Raw genomic sequence first — 16,478 nt, 5'->3', positions numbered from 1 at the left:
GCAGGAGACTGGGCTTCATTATCCGCCGCTTCGCGCATCACCCCGACGATGGCTCTCCTGAGTTCGGCGTACAAGATGGACTGAAATGACTCGGCGCTGCCGGCCATTTTGTCGTAGATCCCTATCGACAATAAAGTCGGCGATTTCATCGAGTTCCTGACAAAAAAAATGGCGGGTTAAAAACCCGCCATTTGATTCAGAATCAGGAATCGCCGCCCGATTCGTGGTGAACGCTTTCCGCCGGAGCCGGCTTCGATTCGGCTTCGGGACGCGTTGGGCGCTCCGGTTGTGCCGCAGGCTCCTGATGCGATCCGCCGCCCTGAGCTTCTGCGGAGTCCCTCGCATAAGCCGGCGCTTCCGACTGGCCTACAGACTCGGCGCCGGCTTCGCCGCCGGTGGCGCTCGCGTCCTGGCGTCTGTTGCCGGAATGTCTCGAACGGCGGCGCGGTCCGCGGCGCTTGCCGTTGGATGACCGTTTTTGCTCGCCGTTGGCGGCGGACGCCTCAGTCACTTGAGTCTCGTCAAGCACGGCAACCGAAGTATCCGCCGGCTGCTCGCCGGGCTCCAGGACCTGCGCCGGCCGCTCTTGCGGGCGCTCGACCGGCTTGCGTTGCTCGCGCGGTTCCCGCTGCTCGCGGGGCTCCCGTTGCTCACGCGGTTCTCGTTGCTCGCGGGGTCCCTGCTGCTCGCGAGGTTCCCGTTGTTCACGGGGTTCCCGTTGCTCGCGGGGTTCCCTTTGCTCGCGGGGCTCCCGTTGCTCACGGAGTTCCCTTTGCTCACGGGGTTCCCTTTGCTCGCGGGGTTCCCGCTGCTCCCGAGGTTCCCGTTGTTCGCGCGGTTCCTGTGGTTCGCGCGGCGGACGCGGCGGACGCGCTTCCTGTTTACCTGCATGCTCCTTGCCGGGTTTCTTTTTGTTCCTGTCATGCCTTGCCGGTTTGCTCCTCTCGGCCGTTTGCTCCGGCTTCTCCTTCACGGGCTCCTCGGCCGGCTCTTTCGACGGGCCGACCAGCTTCTGCCAGAAGCGTTTGATCAAGCTGGCCGCTTCGCTCCGGTTCTGTACCGGCGCAGGCGAATCGGGCATGAACTCCTTGATCGCGGCTTTTTCTGTGCGCTGTCTCTCCTGCTGCGCAAATTCCGGAATCGAGATTTCCTCGGCCTTGATCTGCTGGTAGCTGGATTTTTCTTCGCCCGCGTCTTTCTCCTTGATGCGCTCGATGTCGTAGGCCGGGGTTTCCAGGTGTTTGCTCGGCAGAACGACGATATCGACTTTCAGGCGGTTTTCGATCTGCTCGATGTTGTTGCGTTTTTCATTCAGTAAAAAGGTCGCGCAATCGATCGGCAGATGCGCGATGACCTTTTCGGTGCCCTTCTTCATCGCTTCTTCCTCGATGATGCGCAGCACCGACAGGGCGACCGATTCGACATTGCGGATCGAGCCCTGACCCTTGCAGCGCGGGCACGTCAATTGGGTCGAATCGTCGAGCGACGGACGCATCCGTTGCCGGGACATTTCGAGCAGGCCGAAGCGCGAGATGCGGCCGGTCTGGATGCGGGCGCGATCGATCTTTAGCGCATCGCGCAGGCGGTTTTCGACGGAGCGCTGGTTTTTGCTCGACATCATGTCGATGAAGTCGATCACGAACAGGCCGCCGGAGTCGCGCAGGCGCAATTGGCGGGCGATTTCGTCGCAGGCTTCGAGGTTGGTGTTCAGCGCGGTTTCTTCGATGTCGCTGCCCTTGGTCGCGCGCGCCGAGTTGATGTCGATCGAGGTCAACGCCTCGGTATGGTCGATCACCAGCGCGCCGCCGGAAGGCAAGGGCACTTCGCGGCCATAAGCGAGTTCGATCTGCGATTCGATCTGATAGCGGCTGAACAGCGGCACCGAATCCTGGTAGAGCTTGGCCTTGGGCAGGAAATGCGGCATTACCTGCTTCAGAAAGTTTTTGACCAGGTGGAACGACTCTTCGTTATCGATCAGGATTTCGTCGATGTTGCCGCGCAAATGGTCGCGCAGCGCGCGGATGATCACGTTGCTTTCCTGGAACACCAGGAAAGGCGCGCTCTGCTCGGTCGAAGACCGTTCGATCGCTTCCCACAACTGCATCAGGTAGTTCAAGTCCCATTGCAGTTCCTCGGCATTCTTGCCGCAACCGGCTGTGCGCACGATCAGGCCCATGCTGTCCGGAATTTCGAGCGCGGCCATCACCTCGCGCAGTTCGCTGCGGGTGTCGCCTTCGATGCGGCGGGAGATGCCGCCGGCCTTCGGATTGTTCGGCATCAGCACCAGATAGGTGCCGGCCAGACTGATGTAGGTGGTTAGCGCGGCGCCTTTGTTGCCGCGTTCTTCCTTTTCGATCTGCACCAGGATTTCCTGGCCTTCCCTCAGTTGGTTCTTGATCGACTTGCGGCCGCCGCCTTCGCTCTCGCCTTCTTCCGGGGCATGGCGATAGGCCGGTGAAATTTCCTTGAACGGCAGGAAGCCGTGTTTTTCGGCGCCGTAATTGATGAAAGCCGCTTCCAGGCTCGGTTCGACGCGGGTGATGATGCCTTTGTAAATATTCGATTTTTTCTGTTCTTTTGAAGGAACCTCTATGTCAAAATCATAGAGTTTTTGACCATCTACCAAAGCGACCCGCAATTCTTCCGCCTGCGTGGCATTGATAAGCATTCTTTTCATTTTGTATCCTTGTTTATATCCTGCTCCTTGGTCAGATTTTACTCTGTAGACTGAACGCTGTCTTTTAGCTGGTCCGGCTCGGCGAAACGCATCGACTCTTCGGCGTTTGCGGCTTTCGGCATGTTTGGCTTGACATCGCTGGCTTATTCGCGGGATCGAGGCTTTGCCTCTCGCCCGGTCTTTCCGATGCTGGAAAGAGCTGCCGGATTAAAAGCGCCTCATGCTAGGCGGTTGACATGTTTTTTCGATCGTCTTGGTGGTAAATTCTGTCTTCAACAGGTGTTATCAATCGTTCTTTATAATCGTTATTGTTACGGGCGAGCTAGCGCCCGCAAATGCTTCGCCATCAAGGATATGCGCGCGTGGCTGATCTTCTTGACGGCGGTTCGGGGCGGTTTCCTCATCGAAAATCCGCCGGGAAAAGAGTAATTCTTATACTATAGCCAGCTTAATATAACAACCTTATTGCTTCACATCAATTTAAACAATCAATCCGAGTGTGATACTGGTATCATTTACTGCATGAAAACAGACTCCGCAACCGCATCTCCCACCGTTCAACTGGTCGAAATCACCGAAGATAACAACGACCAGCGCATCGACAATTTTTTGCTGACCCGCCTGAAAGGCGTGCCGAAAAGCCGCATTTACCGTATCGTCCGTAAAGGCGAGGTGCGGGTCAACAAGGGCCGCGTCGACGTGAGTTACCGGCTAATGACCGGCGACATCGTCAGAATTCCGCCGGTCCGGGTCGCCGAAAAAACCGAGCAGACCTTCGTGCCGCAAACCTTGCGGGACGCGCTGCAAAACGGGATTCTATACGAAGACGAAGGCTTTATGGTGATCAACAAGCCGGCGGGGTTCCCGGTGCATGGCGGCAGCGGCATCGATTCGGGCATCATCGAAGGCTTGCGCCGTCTCAGGCCCGAGGCGACGTTTCTGGAACTGGTGCATCGGCTCGACCGCGGCACCTCCGGCTGCCTGATTATCGCGAAAAAACGCAGCGCCTTGCGCAGGCTGCACGAATTGTTCCGCGACGATCATGTGCACAAGACCTATCTGGCGCTATTGGCCGGGCAATGGGCGCGCAAAAAGTTGATCGTGAATGCGCCTCTGCTCAAAAATGTCAGCAAGGGCGGCGAGCGCATCGTGGTGGTCAGCCAGGCCGGCAAAGAGGCCGAAACGCTGTTCAGGCGCATCAAATTATTCAAAAACTCGACCTTGGTCGAGGCCTCGCCGAAAACCGGCCGCACCCATCAAATCCGGGTGCATGCGGCCTGGCTCGGGCACCCGATCGTCGGCGACGACCGCTACGGCCTTAGCGATGTCAACAAAACATTTTACGGCAAAGGTTACAAACGGATGTTTCTGCATGCGCGGGAACTGACGTTTGAACACCCCGTTACCGGAAAACCGATCACATTCGAGGCGCCTTTGCCGCCGCCATTGCAGGACTTGTTGGACCATGAAGAAGCGGTTTGATTTATTGATTTTCGATTGGGACGGCACGCTGATGGACTCGATCGGCTGGATCGTGCATTGCATGCAGACCGCCGCCGAACAACTCGGCTGTGAGGTTCCGACGCCCGCGGCCGCGAAGGATGTGATCGGCCTCAGCCTCATTCGCGCGATGGACACCTTGTTTTCGGGCGCAAGCCCCGAGCTTCGGGAACAATTGGTGCGCGCCTACGGTCAAGAGTATGCGTCCAGGCCCTTGGGCCCCGGCGACTTGTTCGCGGGCGTCCGGGACATGCTGGAGGAGTTGAACGGCGCGGGCTACCGGCTGGCGGTCGCAACCGGGAAGACACGCGCCGGCTTGCAAAAAGCCTTGCAGGCGACCGGCACCGAAGACCTTTTTTACATCACCCGCGCGGCGGATGAGACCGCTTCCAAACCCGATCCGCTGATGTTGTTGGAAATCATGAATCATGTCGATGTGGCGCCCGAACGGACACTGATGATCGGCGATTCGATTCATGACTTGCAAATGGCGCAAAACGCCCAAATATCCGCGATCGGCGTTTCCTGCGGCGCACATTCGGAACAAATACTGCAACAATACCGGCCGTTGCTATGCTTACAGCAACCGACCGAGCTGCTGAATATCATTTGAGGTAACCATGACAGAAAATCAACAAGACAAAGCGAATGCGAGTCCAACCGGCGAGCCGGGTTGGGAGCGGGCCGTGATCGAAAAAGTCGCGCTGGCCGCGATCGCGGAACAGGCCAAGGCGCGGCGCTGGGGCATCATTTTCAAATCCGCGACCTTTTTATATCTGACCGCGCTGCTCGGCATCGCACTGCTGCCGCAGTTGAAAAAGGACATCGGCAGCGACGACAGCGACCATACCGCGGTGATCGATGTGGTCGGCATGATCGCGGAAGACAAAGGCGCAAACGCCGATGCGATCATCAAGAGCCTACGCAAGGCGTTCAAGGACGAGCATACCAAAGGCGTGATTCTGCATTCGAACTCGCCGGGCGGCAGTCCGGTGCAGTCGCATATGGTCTATGAAGAAATCCGCAAACTGAAGCAAGAATATCCGAAAACGCCGGTCTATGCGGTAGTCGGCGATATTTGCGCCTCGGGCTGCTATTACATCGCCTCGGCCAGCGACAAGATTTTCGTCAGCCCGGCCAGCCTGATCGGCTCGATCGGCGTGATCATGGACGGCTTCGGCTTTGTCGACACGATGCAAAAATTCGGCGTCGAGCGGCGGGTGCTGACCGCGGGCGCGCATAAGGCGATGCTCGATCCGTTTTCACCGCGCAAGGAAGATGAAACCCAGTTCATGCAAAAATTGCTCGACCAGGTGCATCAGCAGTTTATCAAAGCCGTCAAGGACGGCCGCGGCAAGCGCCTGAAAGAGGCGCCGGATTTATTTTCCGGCCTGATCTGGACCGGCGAGGAAGGCATCAATCTCGGCGTCGCGGACGCCTACGGCAATGACGATTCGGTCGCTAAAGACATCATCGGCGCCAAAAAGCTGGTCGACTTTACCGAGCAAGACAGCCTGCTTGAAAAGATAGCCGGCAAGCTGGGGGCTTCGTTCGGCCATGCGCTCGGCAGCGTGTTAGAGAACTGGGAGCTGAAATAGCCGGTTCAGGGCTTATTCAGCCAGTGGGTTTAATATTGGCTTCATAAATTAATCGTTTTTTCAGTTCAATGCCTGCCGCTCCGAAAGCACGAAAGAGTAGGTGGGCGAACGTCGGTTCCGGATTATTATGAAACAGTTCACCTTGTTGTTCGTGTTAGGCGCAGTACTGGTCGGTCATGCGGCGGCCGATGACTTCATGGTCAGAATCAGCCTCGACCAGGCGACTCGGCAGGTGCTCGGCAGCGGCAATCACCGCGTGCTGGGCGCGCAAACGGTCATGATCGACGGCCGCGAAGTGCATGTGATCAAGGTGCTGACGCCCGACGGACGCATTCGTTATTTTCGGATCGACGCCGAAACCGGCGCGCCGCTGGGTTAATCGTCGAGGAGCAAAAGAACCATCATGCGTATTCTGGTAGTTGAAGACGAACAACAATTGTGCGAGCAAATTCAGCATTTCCTGGCCGACAAAGGCTTCGCGGTCGATAAGGCGCACACCGGCCGCGACGGTTTTTTCATGGGCAAGGAATATCCGATCGACGCCGCGATCATCGATATCGGCCTGCCCGATTTCTCGGGGATAGAGCTGATCCAGCGCCTGCGCAAAAGCAAGGTGGCCGTGCCGATCCTGATCCTGACCGCGCGCAGCCGCTGGCAGGAAAAGGTCGAAGGCCTCGAAGCCGGCGCGGACGATTATCTGGTCAAGCCGTTTCATTACGAGGAGCTGCTGGCAAGGATCAATGCCCTGCTCAGACGTTCGGTCGGCCAGGCGCATCCGGTGTTGATCCACGATAATATCGAACTCGATACGGTCGCGCAGGAGGTCACCGTTTCCGGCGTCAAGCTCGAACTGACCGCCTACGAATACAAGGTGCTCGAATACCTGATGTTCAGGAAGGGCGAGCTGATCTCCAAATCGGTGCTGACCCAGCATATCTACGACGAGGATTTCGACCGCGACAGCAACGTGATCGAAGTGTTCATCGGCCGCCTGCGCAAAAAACTCGATCCCGACGGCACCCGCAAGCCGATCGAAACCTTGCGCGGGCGCGGTTACCGGATTCCGCTGGATCATGCCTGAACGGATGGCGGCGCTTGCGCTGATGCTCTCGACTGCCTGCGATGAAACGTCTTCCCCAAGAACCACCCACCTGCCGTTTTGAAAATTCCGCCGAATTCCGCTTCTACGAAGAGCTGAACGATTTTTTGCGGCCGCAGCAGCGCAAGCAAACGCTGATTTACCGCTTCAACGGCAATCCCGGCATCAAGGACCCGATCGAGGTGTTCGGGGTGCCGCATACCGAGGTCGACCTGATCGTCGTGAACGGCGAGTCGGTCGGTTTCGGTTACAAACTCAAAAACAGCGACCGGGTCGCGGTGTATCCGGTGTTCGAAAGCTTCGATATTTCCCCGATTATCAAACTGCGCGCGGCGCCGCTACGCACGATCGCGTTCGTCGTCGATGTGAATCTCGGCAAGCTGGCCCGCTTATTACGCCTGTTCGGCTTCGATACGCTGTTTACCAATGCGTTGACTGACGCGGAAATCGCCGCGATTGCGGCCGAGCAGCAACGCATCGTGCTGACCCGCGACCGGCGGCTGTTATTCGCCAAAGCGATCACGCACGGCTATTGGGTGCGCGCGGTCGAGCCTTTGCAGCAACTGGCCGAGGTGGTTCGGCGTTTCGATTTGGCGGATCAGCTCAGGCCGTTTTGCCGCTGTACGGTCTGCAACGGCCTGATCGAACCGGTCGAGAAGCAGGTCGTGCTGGATTTATTGGAGCCGAAGACAAAGCGCTATTACGAACGCTTTTACCGTTGCCCTACTTGCGGCAAGGTGTATTGGGAAGGGTCGCATATCGATCACATCCGGCAACGCTTTGCCGGCTATTTGGCGGGTAAAGCGACTTAGTGCAATTCCCGGTGCCGGACGATCACGTTCAGGAAAGGGCTGCGAAAGCGCTTGGCCAGCGCGTCGATCAGATAAACCGAACGGTGCTGCCCGCCGGTGCAGCCGACCGCGATGGTCAGATAACTGCGGCCTTCGGCCTCGAAACGGGTGACCCAGCGTTCGAGAAAACCGACGATGTCCAAGTAAAACTCATTGACCAGGGGCTGGCTTTTCAAAAATTCGATCACCGCCTCGTCCTTGCCGGTCAGTCCGCGGAGTTCCGGCAGCCAGTAGGGATTGGGGAGGCTGCGCGCGTCGAAGACGAAATCGGCGTCCAAGGGGATGCCGTGCTTGAAACCGAACGATTGAAATTGCAGCGAGATTTGCCGGCTGTCACGCTCGCCGATCTGGTTGCGGATCAGATCGCGCAGTTCATGGTAGTGGGTCCGGCTGGTGTCGATCACGAAGCTCGCATAGCGCGCGATCGGCGTCAGCATTTCCTTTTCGATCCGCAGCGCTTCCTTCAGCGGCGTATTGAAATCGGTCAAGGGATGCTTGCGGCGCGTTTCACTGTAACGCTTCAGCAACACCGCCTCATCGGCCTGCATGAAGATCACTTCGCAATCGATTTTTTTCTTGCGAATGCGGTTCATGCTCTCGGAAAAATTCAGCAGGCTGTCCGAGGAATTGCGGGAATCGATCCCGATCGCGGTCTTCGCGTAGGTCAGCGGGTCCGACTGCATCACATGGGCGATGAAATCATCCAGTAAGGAGACCGGCAGGTTGTCGATGCAATAATAACCGCAATCCTCCAGCGTATCGAGGGCGATGCTTTTGCCGGAGCCTGAAAGTCCGCTGACGATCAATAGTTTCATGGGGAGAGGGGGGTCAGGGCACAAGGTTCAAGGCCGGCCGGAGGCGATATTGCCTCCTCCCTTGCGTCTCGAACCTTGCACCTGCTTTATCAATGTCCCAAATGCTTTTCTTTGTGCTTGATGATTTGGCGGTCCAGCTTGTCGACGATGTTGTCGATCGCGATATACATATCGTCCTGATGGTCTTCCGCGAACAACTTGGCGCCGCTGATTTGCAGGGTCGCCTCGGCTTTGTGGATCAGCTTTTCGACGGCCAAGATGACATGGACGTCGGTGACGTTGTCAAAATGGCGGGCCAGCTTTTCGAATTTGGTATCGACGTGCGCTTTCAGCGCGTCGGTGACGTCGAGATGATGGCCGGTTACGATAACGTGCATATTAAACTCCTCTTTGGTTGAATGATTGCGCTGAGCCTGCCTACATGATGCGTTTTCTTTCGCTTGACGAGGCGATCAGCATGGCTTCGCGATATTTCGCAATGGTTCTGCGGGCAACCTGGATGCCCTTTTCTTGCAGCAGTTCGGCTATTTTACTATCACTGAGCGGTTTTGCCGGATTTTCATTGCTGATCAGTTCCTTGATGAATGCGCGGATCGCGGTTGACGAGCATTCGCCGCCGCCTTCGGTCGAGACGTGGCTGGAAAAGAAGTATTTGAATTCGAAGATGCCGCGCGGGGTATGCATGTATTTTTGCGTGGTGACCCGCGAGATGGTCGACTCGTGCAGTTCGAGCTCCTCGGCGATTTCCTTCAGCACCATCGGCCTCATCGCGATCGAGCCGTGCTCGAGAAAACCGGTCTGCTTTTCGACGATGCTGCGGGCGACCCGAAGCAGCGTATCGTTACGGCTGTTCAGGCTCTTGATGAACCAGCGCGCTTCCTGCAGATGGTCCTTCATGCAGACGTTATCCTTGCTGTCGTCCGCGCGCTTGATCAGCGTCGAATAATACGGATTGACGCGCAGTTTCGGCGCGATGTCCGGATTCAGGTTGACCTGCCAGCGGCCATTCTTTTTGGCGACATAGACATCCGGAATCACATAGTTGGTTTCGGTCTCCTGGATCTTGGCGCCGGGCTTCGGGTCGAGCGTCCGGATCAGGGCGACCGCGGCGCTGAGCTGCTGTTCGCCGAGATTCAATTTACGCATCAGCTTGTTGCGCTCCTGCGTCGCCAACAAATCCAGGTGTTGGGTCACGATACGCAAGGCGTCGCCGCGGTAGGGAGTCTCCTCGGGCAACTGCTCCAGTTGCAGGCGCAGGCTGTCGGCCAGATCGGCCGCCGCAATGCCGGGCGGGTCGAAATGCTGAATCCGGTGCAGCACCGCATTGACTTCGCCGAAATCGAGATCGTCGATCTGATCTTGCAGGCCTTCGAAAATGTCTTCGATGCCGGCGGTCAGGTAGCCTTCCTGATCGATCGAATCGATGATCGCGAGCGCGATCGCATGGTCGCGCTCGCTGAATTTGGTCAGATCGACCTGCCATAAGAGATGATCGAGCAGGGTCGAGGATTTGCTGCGCTGGGTTTCAAAATCGGAGTCCTCGGCGTTGTCATTGCCGCTCCATTCGGGCGTCGCATCGAAAATGTCTTCCCAGGAAGAATCGAGCGGCAATTCGTCCGGAATATCGGTTTGCGAGCCTTCGCTGGTCGCCGTGTCGGAGGCGTCGATCTTTTTTTCCGGCATCGGCTCGAGCATCGAAGCGGCATGCTCGTCATCGCCGAGTTCCAGCATCATGTTCGATTCGAGCGCCTGTTCGATTTCCTGCTGCAAATCGAGCGTCGACATCTGCAAGAGACGAATCGCCTGCTGCAATTGCGGCGTCATCGTCATTTGCTGACCGAGTTTGAAATGGAGCGACTGTTTCATGACGGTGAATTTATTGACTGCTGGATCTAAAGACTAAATTTATCGCCCAAATACACTTTGCGCACTTCTTCATTGGCGACGATCGCGTCGGCCCCGCCCTCGGCGATGACCCGGCCGTCGTTAAGTATATACGCCCTGTCGCAAATACCCAGCGTTTCCCGAACATTGTGTTCGGTGATCAGGATGCCGATGCCGCGGTCTTTCAGCTGGATGATGATGTTTTTGATGTCTTCGACCGAAATCGGATCGACGCCGGCAAACGGTTCGTCGAGCAAAATGAAGCGCGGATTGCAGGCCAGGGCTCTGGCGATTTCGAGCCGCCGCCGCTCGCCGCCCGAGAGGCTCATCGCCATTTGCTTGCGCAGATGCGGAATATGCAGTTCCTCCAGCAGTTCCTCGATGGCCAGATCGATTTGTCCGCGCGTCAAATCGCCGCGCAGCTCCAGCACCGCGCGGATATTGTCCTCGACGCTGAGCTTACGGAAGATCGACGGCTCCTGCGGCAGATAGCCGATGCCGAGTCGCGCGCGCAAATACATCGGATGATGGGTGATGTCCTGCTCATCGAGCGTGATCTCGCCCCCATCGGCCTTGATCAGGCCGACCATCATGTAAAAACTGGTCGTTTTGCCGGCGCCGTTCGGACCCAGGAGGCCGACGACCTCGCCGGTATTCACCTCGAGCGAGACGCCCTTTACGACATGGCGCTGATTGTAATTCTTGATCAGTTGGTTGGCGGCGAGTCGAGTCATCGCGTTTTACTTTTTCGCTTTCGGTTGCAAGGTGACGCGCACCCGTTTGGAATCGGTCGATTTGTCGCCGGCCTTGACCAGCGAGGTGTTGATATCGTACTCGATATAATCGCTCGCATAGGTTCCGGTACCTTGTTTGACCGTGGCGTTATTTTTCAGAATCAACAGGTTTTTTTTCGGATAATACTCGCCGGTCAACGCATCGCCGATGATGTCTTCCTTGCCCGGGCTCGGCGTTTGCTTGAACCTTGCCGGATTGCCGGTAAACACCAGTTTTCCCGCGTCGCCATCGACAAAGTGTACGACCAGCTTGTCCGAATTGACCCTGATGCTGCCCTGGATCGAAATCACATCGCCGGTATAGATGCTGACCGCGGCCTTGTCATCATAGGTTGCGGTATTCGAATCGATCGTGATCGGCTGTTCGGCGTCGGTCGCCAAGGCGTGCGCGGCGGCGCCGTAAAATCCGGACAGCACGAGACAAAGACTTAAATAACCGCAAAATTTATTTGGTTTCATATTTTCCCTGCACTTTCGACAGCAATTGCAGATGCACCGGCTGCTCAAATACCAGTTTCATGCCGACGCCGGTGGTGCGGTTCGGCGGACTGATCAATTCGGCCCATTCATCGGTCTCCGCATAATGCGTTTCCGGCTTGACTCTGGCATTGGTTGTATTGATGATCAATGGCTTCGCGCCCTTACCCTCAGCCCGTTCGACGTGGACCTTGCCGTTCATTTGCAAGTCCTTGCCGTCGGCCGACAAAACGCCCGCCTCCGCGTTGATCACCCAGGGCGGCGTCGCGGCATTATGGAAAAACATCAGCGGTTTGTCCAAATGCGTGGTGCCGTCATCGCTGTAATGCGTCATCCGGTCCGCGGTCAGTTTGTTTTTCAACAGACCGTCAACGCCCATCTCCCATTTGCGGTAGCCGGTGCTGAAATAATCCGGGCTGTGCGGCGGCACGACCAGGGCTCCTTCCTCCTCGGTAATGGTCAATTCGACCAGTCCCCAACTCAACAGGGCGAGCACGCCGAGATAGATATGAATGCGTAAATGGCGCAGCCTCATTGCAGATAACTGTCCAATATCGCTTGATAATGGCCTTGCGCCTGCATGATCAGGTCGCAGACTTCCCGGACCGCGCCGCGCCCGCCTTGCAGCGTCGTGCACCAGTCGGCGCGCGCCTTCACGTCCGGATGCGCGTCATTGACCGCGACCGCGAGCCCGACCTGGACCATCAGCGGCAGATCCAGCAAATCATCGCCGACATAGGCGGCCTGTTCCTGCGTGAGTCCGGTCTTGCCGAGCAATTCCTGAAACGCCTGGCGTTTGTTCTCGTGGCCCTGGTAAACATGTTCGATGCCGAGCATCTTCATCCTGAGCGCGACCGATTTGGATTTGCGCCCGGAAATGATCGCGATATCGACCCCGGTGCGTTTGAGCAACTTGATGCCGTGGCCGTCGCGGGCATGAAAAGACTTGTATTCGTTGCCGAAAAAATCGAAAAACAACCGGCCGTCGGTCAACACGCCGTCGACATCGAGCACCAATAATTTGATCTTTTTGGCTTTTTCAATCACTGTTTGCATGGTGGTTCCCTAGACGATACCGGCCCGGATCAGGTCGTGCATGTTCAATGCGCCGGCCGCGCGGCGTTCCGCGTCGGTCACGATCAGCGCATTGATGCGTTTTTGCTCCATGATCTGCATCGCCTCGGCCGCCATCATGTCGATGCCGATGGTCGTGCAATGCGCGGTCATCACCGTATCGATGCGGGTTTTATGGATGTCCAGATTCTTGCCGAGCATGCGCCGCAAATCGCCGTCGGTAAAAATGCCGGCCACCTTGTTGTCCGCATCGACGATCGCAGTCATGCCGAGTTTCTTTTCAGTCATTTCGAGCAGCGCTTCGCTGATCAGCGCGGTCTCGCGCACCGACGGCATCTCGCCGCCCGTGTGCATGATGTCGCTGACCCGAAGCAAGAGGCGCTTGCCGAGGCTGCCGCCCGGATGCGACAGCGCGAAATCGTCGCGGGTAAAGCCGCGCGCCTCCAGCAGCGACACCGCGAGCGCATCGCCCATCGCCAGCGCGGCGGTCGTGCTCGAGGTCGGCGCAAGGCCTAAAGGACAGGCTTCCTGGGCGACGCCGACATCGATATGCACGGTCGCGAGCGTCCCCAGGGTCGATGCCGGATTGCCGGTCATCGCAATCAACGGTACGCCGAGGCGCTTGATGATCGGCAGGATCGTCAGCACTTCCTCGGTTTCGCCGGAATTGGACAGCGCCAGCACCACATCCTGCTTGGTGATCATGCCGAGATCGCCGTGGCTGGCCTCGCCCGGATGCACGAAAAACGCCGGCGTGCCGGTGCTGGCCAGGGTGGCGGCGATTTTGCCGGCGATATGCCCGGATTTGCCCATGCCGGTCACGACCACGCGGCCGGGGCAGGCAAACATCAGCCGGCAGGCGGCGGCAAAATGCGCGTCGATGCGATCGGCCAGCGCCGCCACAGCCTGGGCTTCCACCTGAATCACCGCCAGCGCCAACGCGCGCAGTTCCTGGTCGTGCAGCATCATCTGCGGGGACGGCGGCATGGCCGCGGCATGAAAGTCATTAACAAGCGTCGAATGAATATTTAAAAACGCACATTATGCCATGATTAGCCGGCCAATGGTCTATAGGCTCAACGTTAAAATCGGCAAACGGCGGCCGGCATGTGCTTGATTGTGCAACCGACGGCGATCCGGAGCCATCCGGCCATGCCGCACCGCATCATCGCATTATGCTAAAAAGCCTCATAATCTATTGACTTTATAGGGATTATTCAGTGAGAATAGAGGGTTCATATCGTCGACCCCAAACCGAAACCGCGCATGGAAAACAGCGTAAAACAACAAGACAATCTGGTCAGTGTGCGCAATCTGTCGTTTTCGCGCGGCGAAAAGAAAATTTTCGATGACGTCAATCTATCGATCGAGCGCGGCAAGATCACCGCGATCATGGGTCCCAGCGGCACCGGCAAGACGACGCTGCTGAAACTGATCGGCGGCCAGTTGACGCCGGCCACCGGCGCGGTTCATGTCGACGGCCAGCACGTACACCGGCTGCGCCGGGCCGAATTGTACAATCTCCGAAAACGCATCGGCATGCTGTTTCAAAGTGGCGCGCTGCTGACCGACATGAACGTTTACGATAATGTCGCGTTTCCGCTGCGCGAACATACGCATCTGCCCGAATCGATGATCCGCACGCTGGTGCTGATGAAGCTGCACGCGGTGGGCCTGCGCGGCGCGCGCGATTTGATGCCGAACGAACTGTCCGGCGGCATGGCCCGGCGGATTGCACTGGCACGGGCCATCGCGCTCGATCCGATGATGATCATGTACGACGAACCCTTTACCGGGCAGGACCCGATCTCGATGGGCGCCCTGGTGCATCTGATCAAATCGCTGAATACCACCCTCGGCCTGACCAGCATCATCGTCTCGCACGATGTCCAGGAAACGATGGCGATCGCCGATTACGTCTACCTGATCTCGGACGGTAAAATTGCAGGGCAAGGCACGCCGGAAGAAATCCGGCAATCTCCGTCCGACTGGGTGCAACAGTTCATGACCGGCGCGGCGGACGGCCCGGTGCATTTCCACTATCCCGCCAAAGATTATTTTGACGACCTGATCTCGACAGGAAGACGCTACTGATTCTCGGACGATGACTAAATTTCTGAACACGCTTGGCAAGACCACCACGACCAGTTTCACCAAGCTCGGCCGAGGCTCCTATTTCCTGCTCGAAACCCTGACCGGCATTATCGATGTCATGCCGCGCCCGCGTTTGCTGGTCAACCAGGTCTATTCGGTCGGCGTCCTGTCGTTTTTGATCATCGTGATCTCGGGGCTCTTCGTCGGCATGGTGCTCGGCCTGCAAGGCTATTACATCCTGTCCGATTTCGGCGCCGAAGAAACCTTAGGGTTAATGGTCGCAGCTTCCTTGGTCAGGGAATTGGGACCGGTAGTCACCGCCTTGCTGTTCGCGGGCCGCGCAGGTTCCGCCCTGACCGCCGAGATCGGCCTGATGAAGGCGACCGAACAGCTTTCCGGCATGGAGATGATGGCGGTCGACCCGATCCGGCGCATCATCACGCCGCGTTTTCTGGCCGGCTTCATCGCGATGCCGCTGCTCGCGGCCCTGTTCAGCGCGGTCGGCATCGTCGGCGGACAAATAGTCGGCACCGGGTTGCTCGGCGTCGATGACGGCGCTTACTGGTCGCAAATGCAGGCCAATATCGATTTCGAAGACGACATCGTGAACGGCTTCATCAAAAGCATCGTATTCGGCTTCGTGACCACCTGGATCGCGCTGTTCGAAGGCTACGACACGGTGCCGACTTCCGAAGGCGTCAGCCGCGCGACCACCCGCACCGTCGTGAATTCGGCTTTCAGTATTTTGGGCCTCGATTTTATCTTGACCGCACTCATGTTTGGAGAAGATTAACATGCAGCACAGCAACACCCAGGATACCCTGGTTGGGCTTTTTGTCGCCGCCGGCATCGCCGGATTGTTTTTTCTGGCTTTGCAAGTCAGCAATTTGAGCTCCTTTGTCGAAGAAGACAGCTATACGGTGACCGCAAGCTTCGAAAATTCGGGCGGCCTGAAGGTCAAATCGCCGGTATCGGCGGCCGGCGTCAAGATCGGCCAGGTCAGGGCGATCAGTTTCGACCCTAAGACCTATCAGTCGGTCGTCGAAATGGCGATCTATTCGCAATACAAGACCTTGCCTTCCGACACCACCGCCAGCGTCTTCACCGCGGGGTTGCTCGGCGAGCAATACGTGAATCTGGAGCCGGGCGGTTCCGAGGAATACCTGGAAGACGGCGGCAAGATCGAACTCACCCAATCCGCGATCATTCTCGAAAAGGCGATCGGCCAGTTTCTGTTCAAGTCGGCCGAGGAAAAGGCGGAAGAGAAGAAGAAATGAGCAGGCTGAACATCGTTGATCAGGGCGCAGGGCATTTTCTTGTCGATGGCGACCTGACTTTCGCGACGATCGACAAGCGTACGGTCAAATCGCTGGCCTTTTTGACCTCGCACAAGGACATCACGATCGACCTCGGCCGGGTCGACAATACCGACAGCGCCGGACTGGCGCTGATGATAGAATGGATCAAATATTGCCGCGCCAAACGGATTCAACTCCGTTTCAGCCATGTGCCGAAACAGTTGCTGAGCCTGGCCCGGCTCAGCGGTTTCGACAAGGACGCGCATTTCGCGTCCCACCTCGAATGACATCGCCCCAATTCTTTCTCACCGAATCAA

At 57.5% G+C, this 16,478-nt stretch carries 20 protein-coding genes; 11 read left to right on the top strand and 9 right to left on the bottom strand.

All coding sequences use genetic code 11. The features are described from left to right. Positions 1–202: 202 nt before the first annotated feature. Positions 203–2,677: an Rne/Rng family ribonuclease gene (locus tag METLA_RS0114515; protein ID WP_024299235.1), complete on the bottom strand. Its 2,475-nt coding sequence runs from the start codon at positions 2,675–2,677 to the stop codon at positions 203–205. 120 nt (positions 2,678–2,797) lie between these two features. On the opposite strand from METLA_RS0114515, the gene METLA_RS22655 reads away from it, so the two are divergent. From METLA_RS22655 to METLA_RS0114485, 7 genes are all read left to right on the top strand, one after another. Continuing rightward, entirely contained in the window at positions 2,798–3,106 is a 309-nt protein-coding gene (locus tag METLA_RS22655; RefSeq protein ID WP_152539447.1) for a hypothetical protein, read from the top strand. A 93-nt stretch (positions 3,107–3,199) separates the two neighbouring features. Then, positions 3,200–4,159 carry a 23S rRNA pseudouridine(955/2504/2580) synthase RluC gene (gene rluC, locus METLA_RS0114510; RefSeq protein ID WP_024299234.1) on the top strand — a complete coding sequence of 320 codons (960 nt, stop codon included), beginning with the start codon at positions 3,200–3,202 and terminating at the stop codon, positions 4,157–4,159. Next, positions 4,143–4,790 (top strand): HAD-IA family hydrolase, encoded by a 648-nt coding sequence (locus METLA_RS0114505; RefSeq protein ID WP_024299233.1) that lies wholly within the window; start codon positions 4,143–4,145, stop codon positions 4,788–4,790. Before rluC ends, METLA_RS0114505 begins: the two co-directional genes overlap by 17 nt. Before the next feature lie 7 nt (positions 4,791–4,797). After that, positions 4,798–5,775 (top strand): signal peptide peptidase SppA, encoded by a 978-nt coding sequence (sppA, locus tag METLA_RS0114500; RefSeq protein WP_024299232.1) that lies wholly within the window; start codon positions 4,798–4,800, stop codon positions 5,773–5,775. A 127-nt stretch (positions 5,776–5,902) separates the two neighbouring features. After that, complete coding sequence (locus METLA_RS0114495) at positions 5,903–6,154, top strand: PepSY domain-containing protein (protein ID WP_029646685.1); 252 nt, start codon at positions 5,903–5,905, stop codon at positions 6,152–6,154. Between the two features lie 24 nt (positions 6,155–6,178). After that, on the top strand, positions 6,179–6,856 hold the full coding sequence (locus METLA_RS0114490) for a response regulator transcription factor (protein WP_024299230.1): 678 nt from the start codon (positions 6,179–6,181) through the stop codon (positions 6,854–6,856). Positions 6,857–6,897: 41 nt separating this feature from the next. Beyond that, the gene (locus METLA_RS0114485; protein WP_024299229.1) at positions 6,898–7,686 is read left to right on the top strand and encodes a Mut7-C RNAse domain-containing protein; all 789 of its coding nucleotides are present in this window, start codon (positions 6,898–6,900) and stop codon (positions 7,684–7,686) included. Here the strand turns inward: METLA_RS0114485 and rapZ are convergent. From rapZ to METLA_RS0114445, 8 genes are all read right to left on the bottom strand, one after another. After that, the gene (gene rapZ / locus METLA_RS0114480) at positions 7,683–8,540 is read right to left on the bottom strand and encodes an RNase adapter RapZ (protein WP_024299228.1); all 858 of its coding nucleotides are present in this window, start codon (positions 8,538–8,540) and stop codon (positions 7,683–7,685) included. The two genes, METLA_RS0114485 and rapZ, sit on opposite strands and share 4 nt — an antisense overlap. An 89-nt stretch (positions 8,541–8,629) precedes the next feature. After that, entirely contained in the window at positions 8,630–8,917 is a 288-nt protein-coding gene (gene hpf / locus METLA_RS0114475; RefSeq protein WP_024299227.1) for a ribosome hibernation-promoting factor, HPF/YfiA family, read from the bottom strand. 40 nt (positions 8,918–8,957) lie between these two features. Then, positions 8,958–10,406: an RNA polymerase factor sigma-54 gene (locus tag METLA_RS0114470; protein WP_024299226.1), complete on the bottom strand. Its 1,449-nt coding sequence runs from the start codon at positions 10,404–10,406 to the stop codon at positions 8,958–8,960. Positions 10,407–10,432: 26 nt separating this feature from the next. After that, the gene (gene lptB, locus METLA_RS0114465) at positions 10,433–11,158 is read right to left on the bottom strand and encodes an LPS export ABC transporter ATP-binding protein (protein WP_024299225.1); all 726 of its coding nucleotides are present in this window, start codon (positions 11,156–11,158) and stop codon (positions 10,433–10,435) included. A 6-nt stretch (positions 11,159–11,164) separates the two neighbouring features. Then, positions 11,165–11,677, bottom strand: coding sequence for a lipopolysaccharide transport periplasmic protein LptA (gene lptA, locus METLA_RS0114460; RefSeq protein WP_024299224.1), 513 nt, complete (start codon positions 11,675–11,677; stop codon positions 11,165–11,167). Next, on the bottom strand, positions 11,664–12,230 hold the full coding sequence (gene lptC / locus METLA_RS0114455) for an LPS export ABC transporter periplasmic protein LptC (RefSeq protein WP_024299223.1): 567 nt from the start codon (positions 12,228–12,230) through the stop codon (positions 11,664–11,666). The genes lptA and lptC overlap by 14 nt, the downstream gene beginning before the upstream one ends. Then, positions 12,227–12,751 (bottom strand): 3-deoxy-manno-octulosonate-8-phosphatase KdsC, encoded by a 525-nt coding sequence (gene kdsC / locus METLA_RS0114450; protein WP_024299222.1) that lies wholly within the window; start codon positions 12,749–12,751, stop codon positions 12,227–12,229. The genes lptC and kdsC overlap by 4 nt, the downstream gene beginning before the upstream one ends. 9 nt (positions 12,752–12,760) lie before the next feature. Continuing rightward, entirely contained in the window at positions 12,761–13,738 is a 978-nt protein-coding gene (locus tag METLA_RS0114445) for a KpsF/GutQ family sugar-phosphate isomerase (protein WP_024299221.1), read from the bottom strand. A gap of 297 nt (positions 13,739–14,035) precedes the next feature. On the opposite strand from METLA_RS0114445, the gene METLA_RS0114440 reads away from it, so the two are divergent. Genes METLA_RS0114440 through METLA_RS0114425 form a run of 4 tightly spaced genes read left to right on the top strand, consistent with a single transcriptional unit; the run spans position 14,036 to position 16,448 of the window. Next, complete coding sequence (locus METLA_RS0114440; RefSeq protein WP_024299220.1) at positions 14,036–14,863, top strand: ABC transporter ATP-binding protein; 828 nt, start codon at positions 14,036–14,038, stop codon at positions 14,861–14,863. Positions 14,864–14,873: 10 nt separating this feature from the next. Next, a complete protein-coding gene (mlaE, locus tag METLA_RS0114435) occupies positions 14,874–15,656 on the top strand; it encodes a lipid asymmetry maintenance ABC transporter permease subunit MlaE (protein ID WP_024299219.1) in 783 nt (260 codons plus the stop codon). A gap of 1 nt (position 15,657) precedes the next feature. Next, positions 15,658–16,140, top strand: a complete 483-nt coding sequence (gene mlaD / locus METLA_RS0114430; RefSeq protein WP_024299218.1) for an outer membrane lipid asymmetry maintenance protein MlaD — start codon at positions 15,658–15,660, stop codon at positions 16,138–16,140. After that, positions 16,137–16,448 carry an STAS domain-containing protein gene (locus METLA_RS0114425; RefSeq protein WP_024299217.1) on the top strand — a complete coding sequence of 104 codons (312 nt, stop codon included), beginning with the start codon at positions 16,137–16,139 and terminating at the stop codon, positions 16,446–16,448. The genes mlaD and METLA_RS0114425 overlap by 4 nt, the downstream gene beginning before the upstream one ends. The last annotated feature ends 30 nt before the right edge of the window (positions 16,449–16,478 follow it).

Source organism: Methylomicrobium lacus LW14 (assembly GCF_000527095.1).
In the GTDB taxonomy this organism is placed as follows: Bacteria; Pseudomonadota; Gammaproteobacteria; order Methylococcales; family Methylomonadaceae; genus Methylomicrobium; species Methylomicrobium lacus.
This window is presented reverse-complemented; position numbering and strand designations above follow the sequence as displayed.

What these genes read in the sequence shown, in the direction of transcription:
- METLA_RS0114515 (WP_024299235.1), bottom strand. Translation starts at nt 2,677, where the DNA reads ATGAAAAGAATGCTTATCAATGCCACGCAGGCGGAAGAATTGCGGGTC.
- METLA_RS22655 (WP_152539447.1), top strand. Translation starts at nt 2,798, where the DNA reads ATGTTTGGCTTGACATCGCTGGCTTATTCGCGGGATCGAGGCTTTGCC.
- rluC (WP_024299234.1), top strand. Translation starts at nt 3,200, where the DNA reads ATGAAAACAGACTCCGCAACCGCATCTCCCACCGTTCAACTGGTCGAA.
- METLA_RS0114505 (WP_024299233.1), top strand. Translation starts at nt 4,143, where the DNA reads ATGAAGAAGCGGTTTGATTTATTGATTTTCGATTGGGACGGCACGCTG.
- sppA (WP_024299232.1), top strand. Translation starts at nt 4,798, where the DNA reads ATGACAGAAAATCAACAAGACAAAGCGAATGCGAGTCCAACCGGCGAG.
- METLA_RS0114495 (WP_029646685.1), top strand. Translation starts at nt 5,903, where the DNA reads ATGAAACAGTTCACCTTGTTGTTCGTGTTAGGCGCAGTACTGGTCGGT.
- METLA_RS0114490 (WP_024299230.1), top strand. Translation starts at nt 6,179, where the DNA reads ATGCGTATTCTGGTAGTTGAAGACGAACAACAATTGTGCGAGCAAATT.
- METLA_RS0114485 (WP_024299229.1), top strand. Translation starts at nt 6,898, where the DNA reads ATGAAACGTCTTCCCCAAGAACCACCCACCTGCCGTTTTGAAAATTCC.
- rapZ (WP_024299228.1), bottom strand. Translation starts at nt 8,540, where the DNA reads ATGAAACTATTGATCGTCAGCGGACTTTCAGGCTCCGGCAAAAGCATC.
- hpf (WP_024299227.1), bottom strand. Translation starts at nt 8,917, where the DNA reads ATGCACGTTATCGTAACCGGCCATCATCTCGACGTCACCGACGCGCTG.
- METLA_RS0114470 (WP_024299226.1), bottom strand. Translation starts at nt 10,406, where the DNA reads ATGAAACAGTCGCTCCATTTCAAACTCGGTCAGCAAATGACGATGACG.
- lptB (WP_024299225.1), bottom strand. Translation starts at nt 11,158, where the DNA reads ATGACTCGACTCGCCGCCAACCAACTGATCAAGAATTACAATCAGCGC.
- lptA (WP_024299224.1), bottom strand. Translation starts at nt 11,677, where the DNA reads ATGAAACCAAATAAATTTTGCGGTTATTTAAGTCTTTGTCTCGTGCTG.
- lptC (WP_024299223.1), bottom strand. Translation starts at nt 12,230, where the DNA reads ATGAGGCTGCGCCATTTACGCATTCATATCTATCTCGGCGTGCTCGCC.
- kdsC (WP_024299222.1), bottom strand. Translation starts at nt 12,751, where the DNA reads ATGCAAACAGTGATTGAAAAAGCCAAAAAGATCAAATTATTGGTGCTC.
- METLA_RS0114445 (WP_024299221.1), bottom strand. Translation starts at nt 13,738, where the DNA reads ATGATGCTGCACGACCAGGAACTGCGCGCGTTGGCGCTGGCGGTGATT.
- METLA_RS0114440 (WP_024299220.1), top strand. Translation starts at nt 14,036, where the DNA reads ATGGAAAACAGCGTAAAACAACAAGACAATCTGGTCAGTGTGCGCAAT.
- mlaE (WP_024299219.1), top strand. Translation starts at nt 14,874, where the DNA reads ATGACTAAATTTCTGAACACGCTTGGCAAGACCACCACGACCAGTTTC.
- mlaD (WP_024299218.1), top strand. Translation starts at nt 15,658, where the DNA reads ATGCAGCACAGCAACACCCAGGATACCCTGGTTGGGCTTTTTGTCGCC.
- METLA_RS0114425 (WP_024299217.1), top strand. Translation starts at nt 16,137, where the DNA reads ATGAGCAGGCTGAACATCGTTGATCAGGGCGCAGGGCATTTTCTTGTC.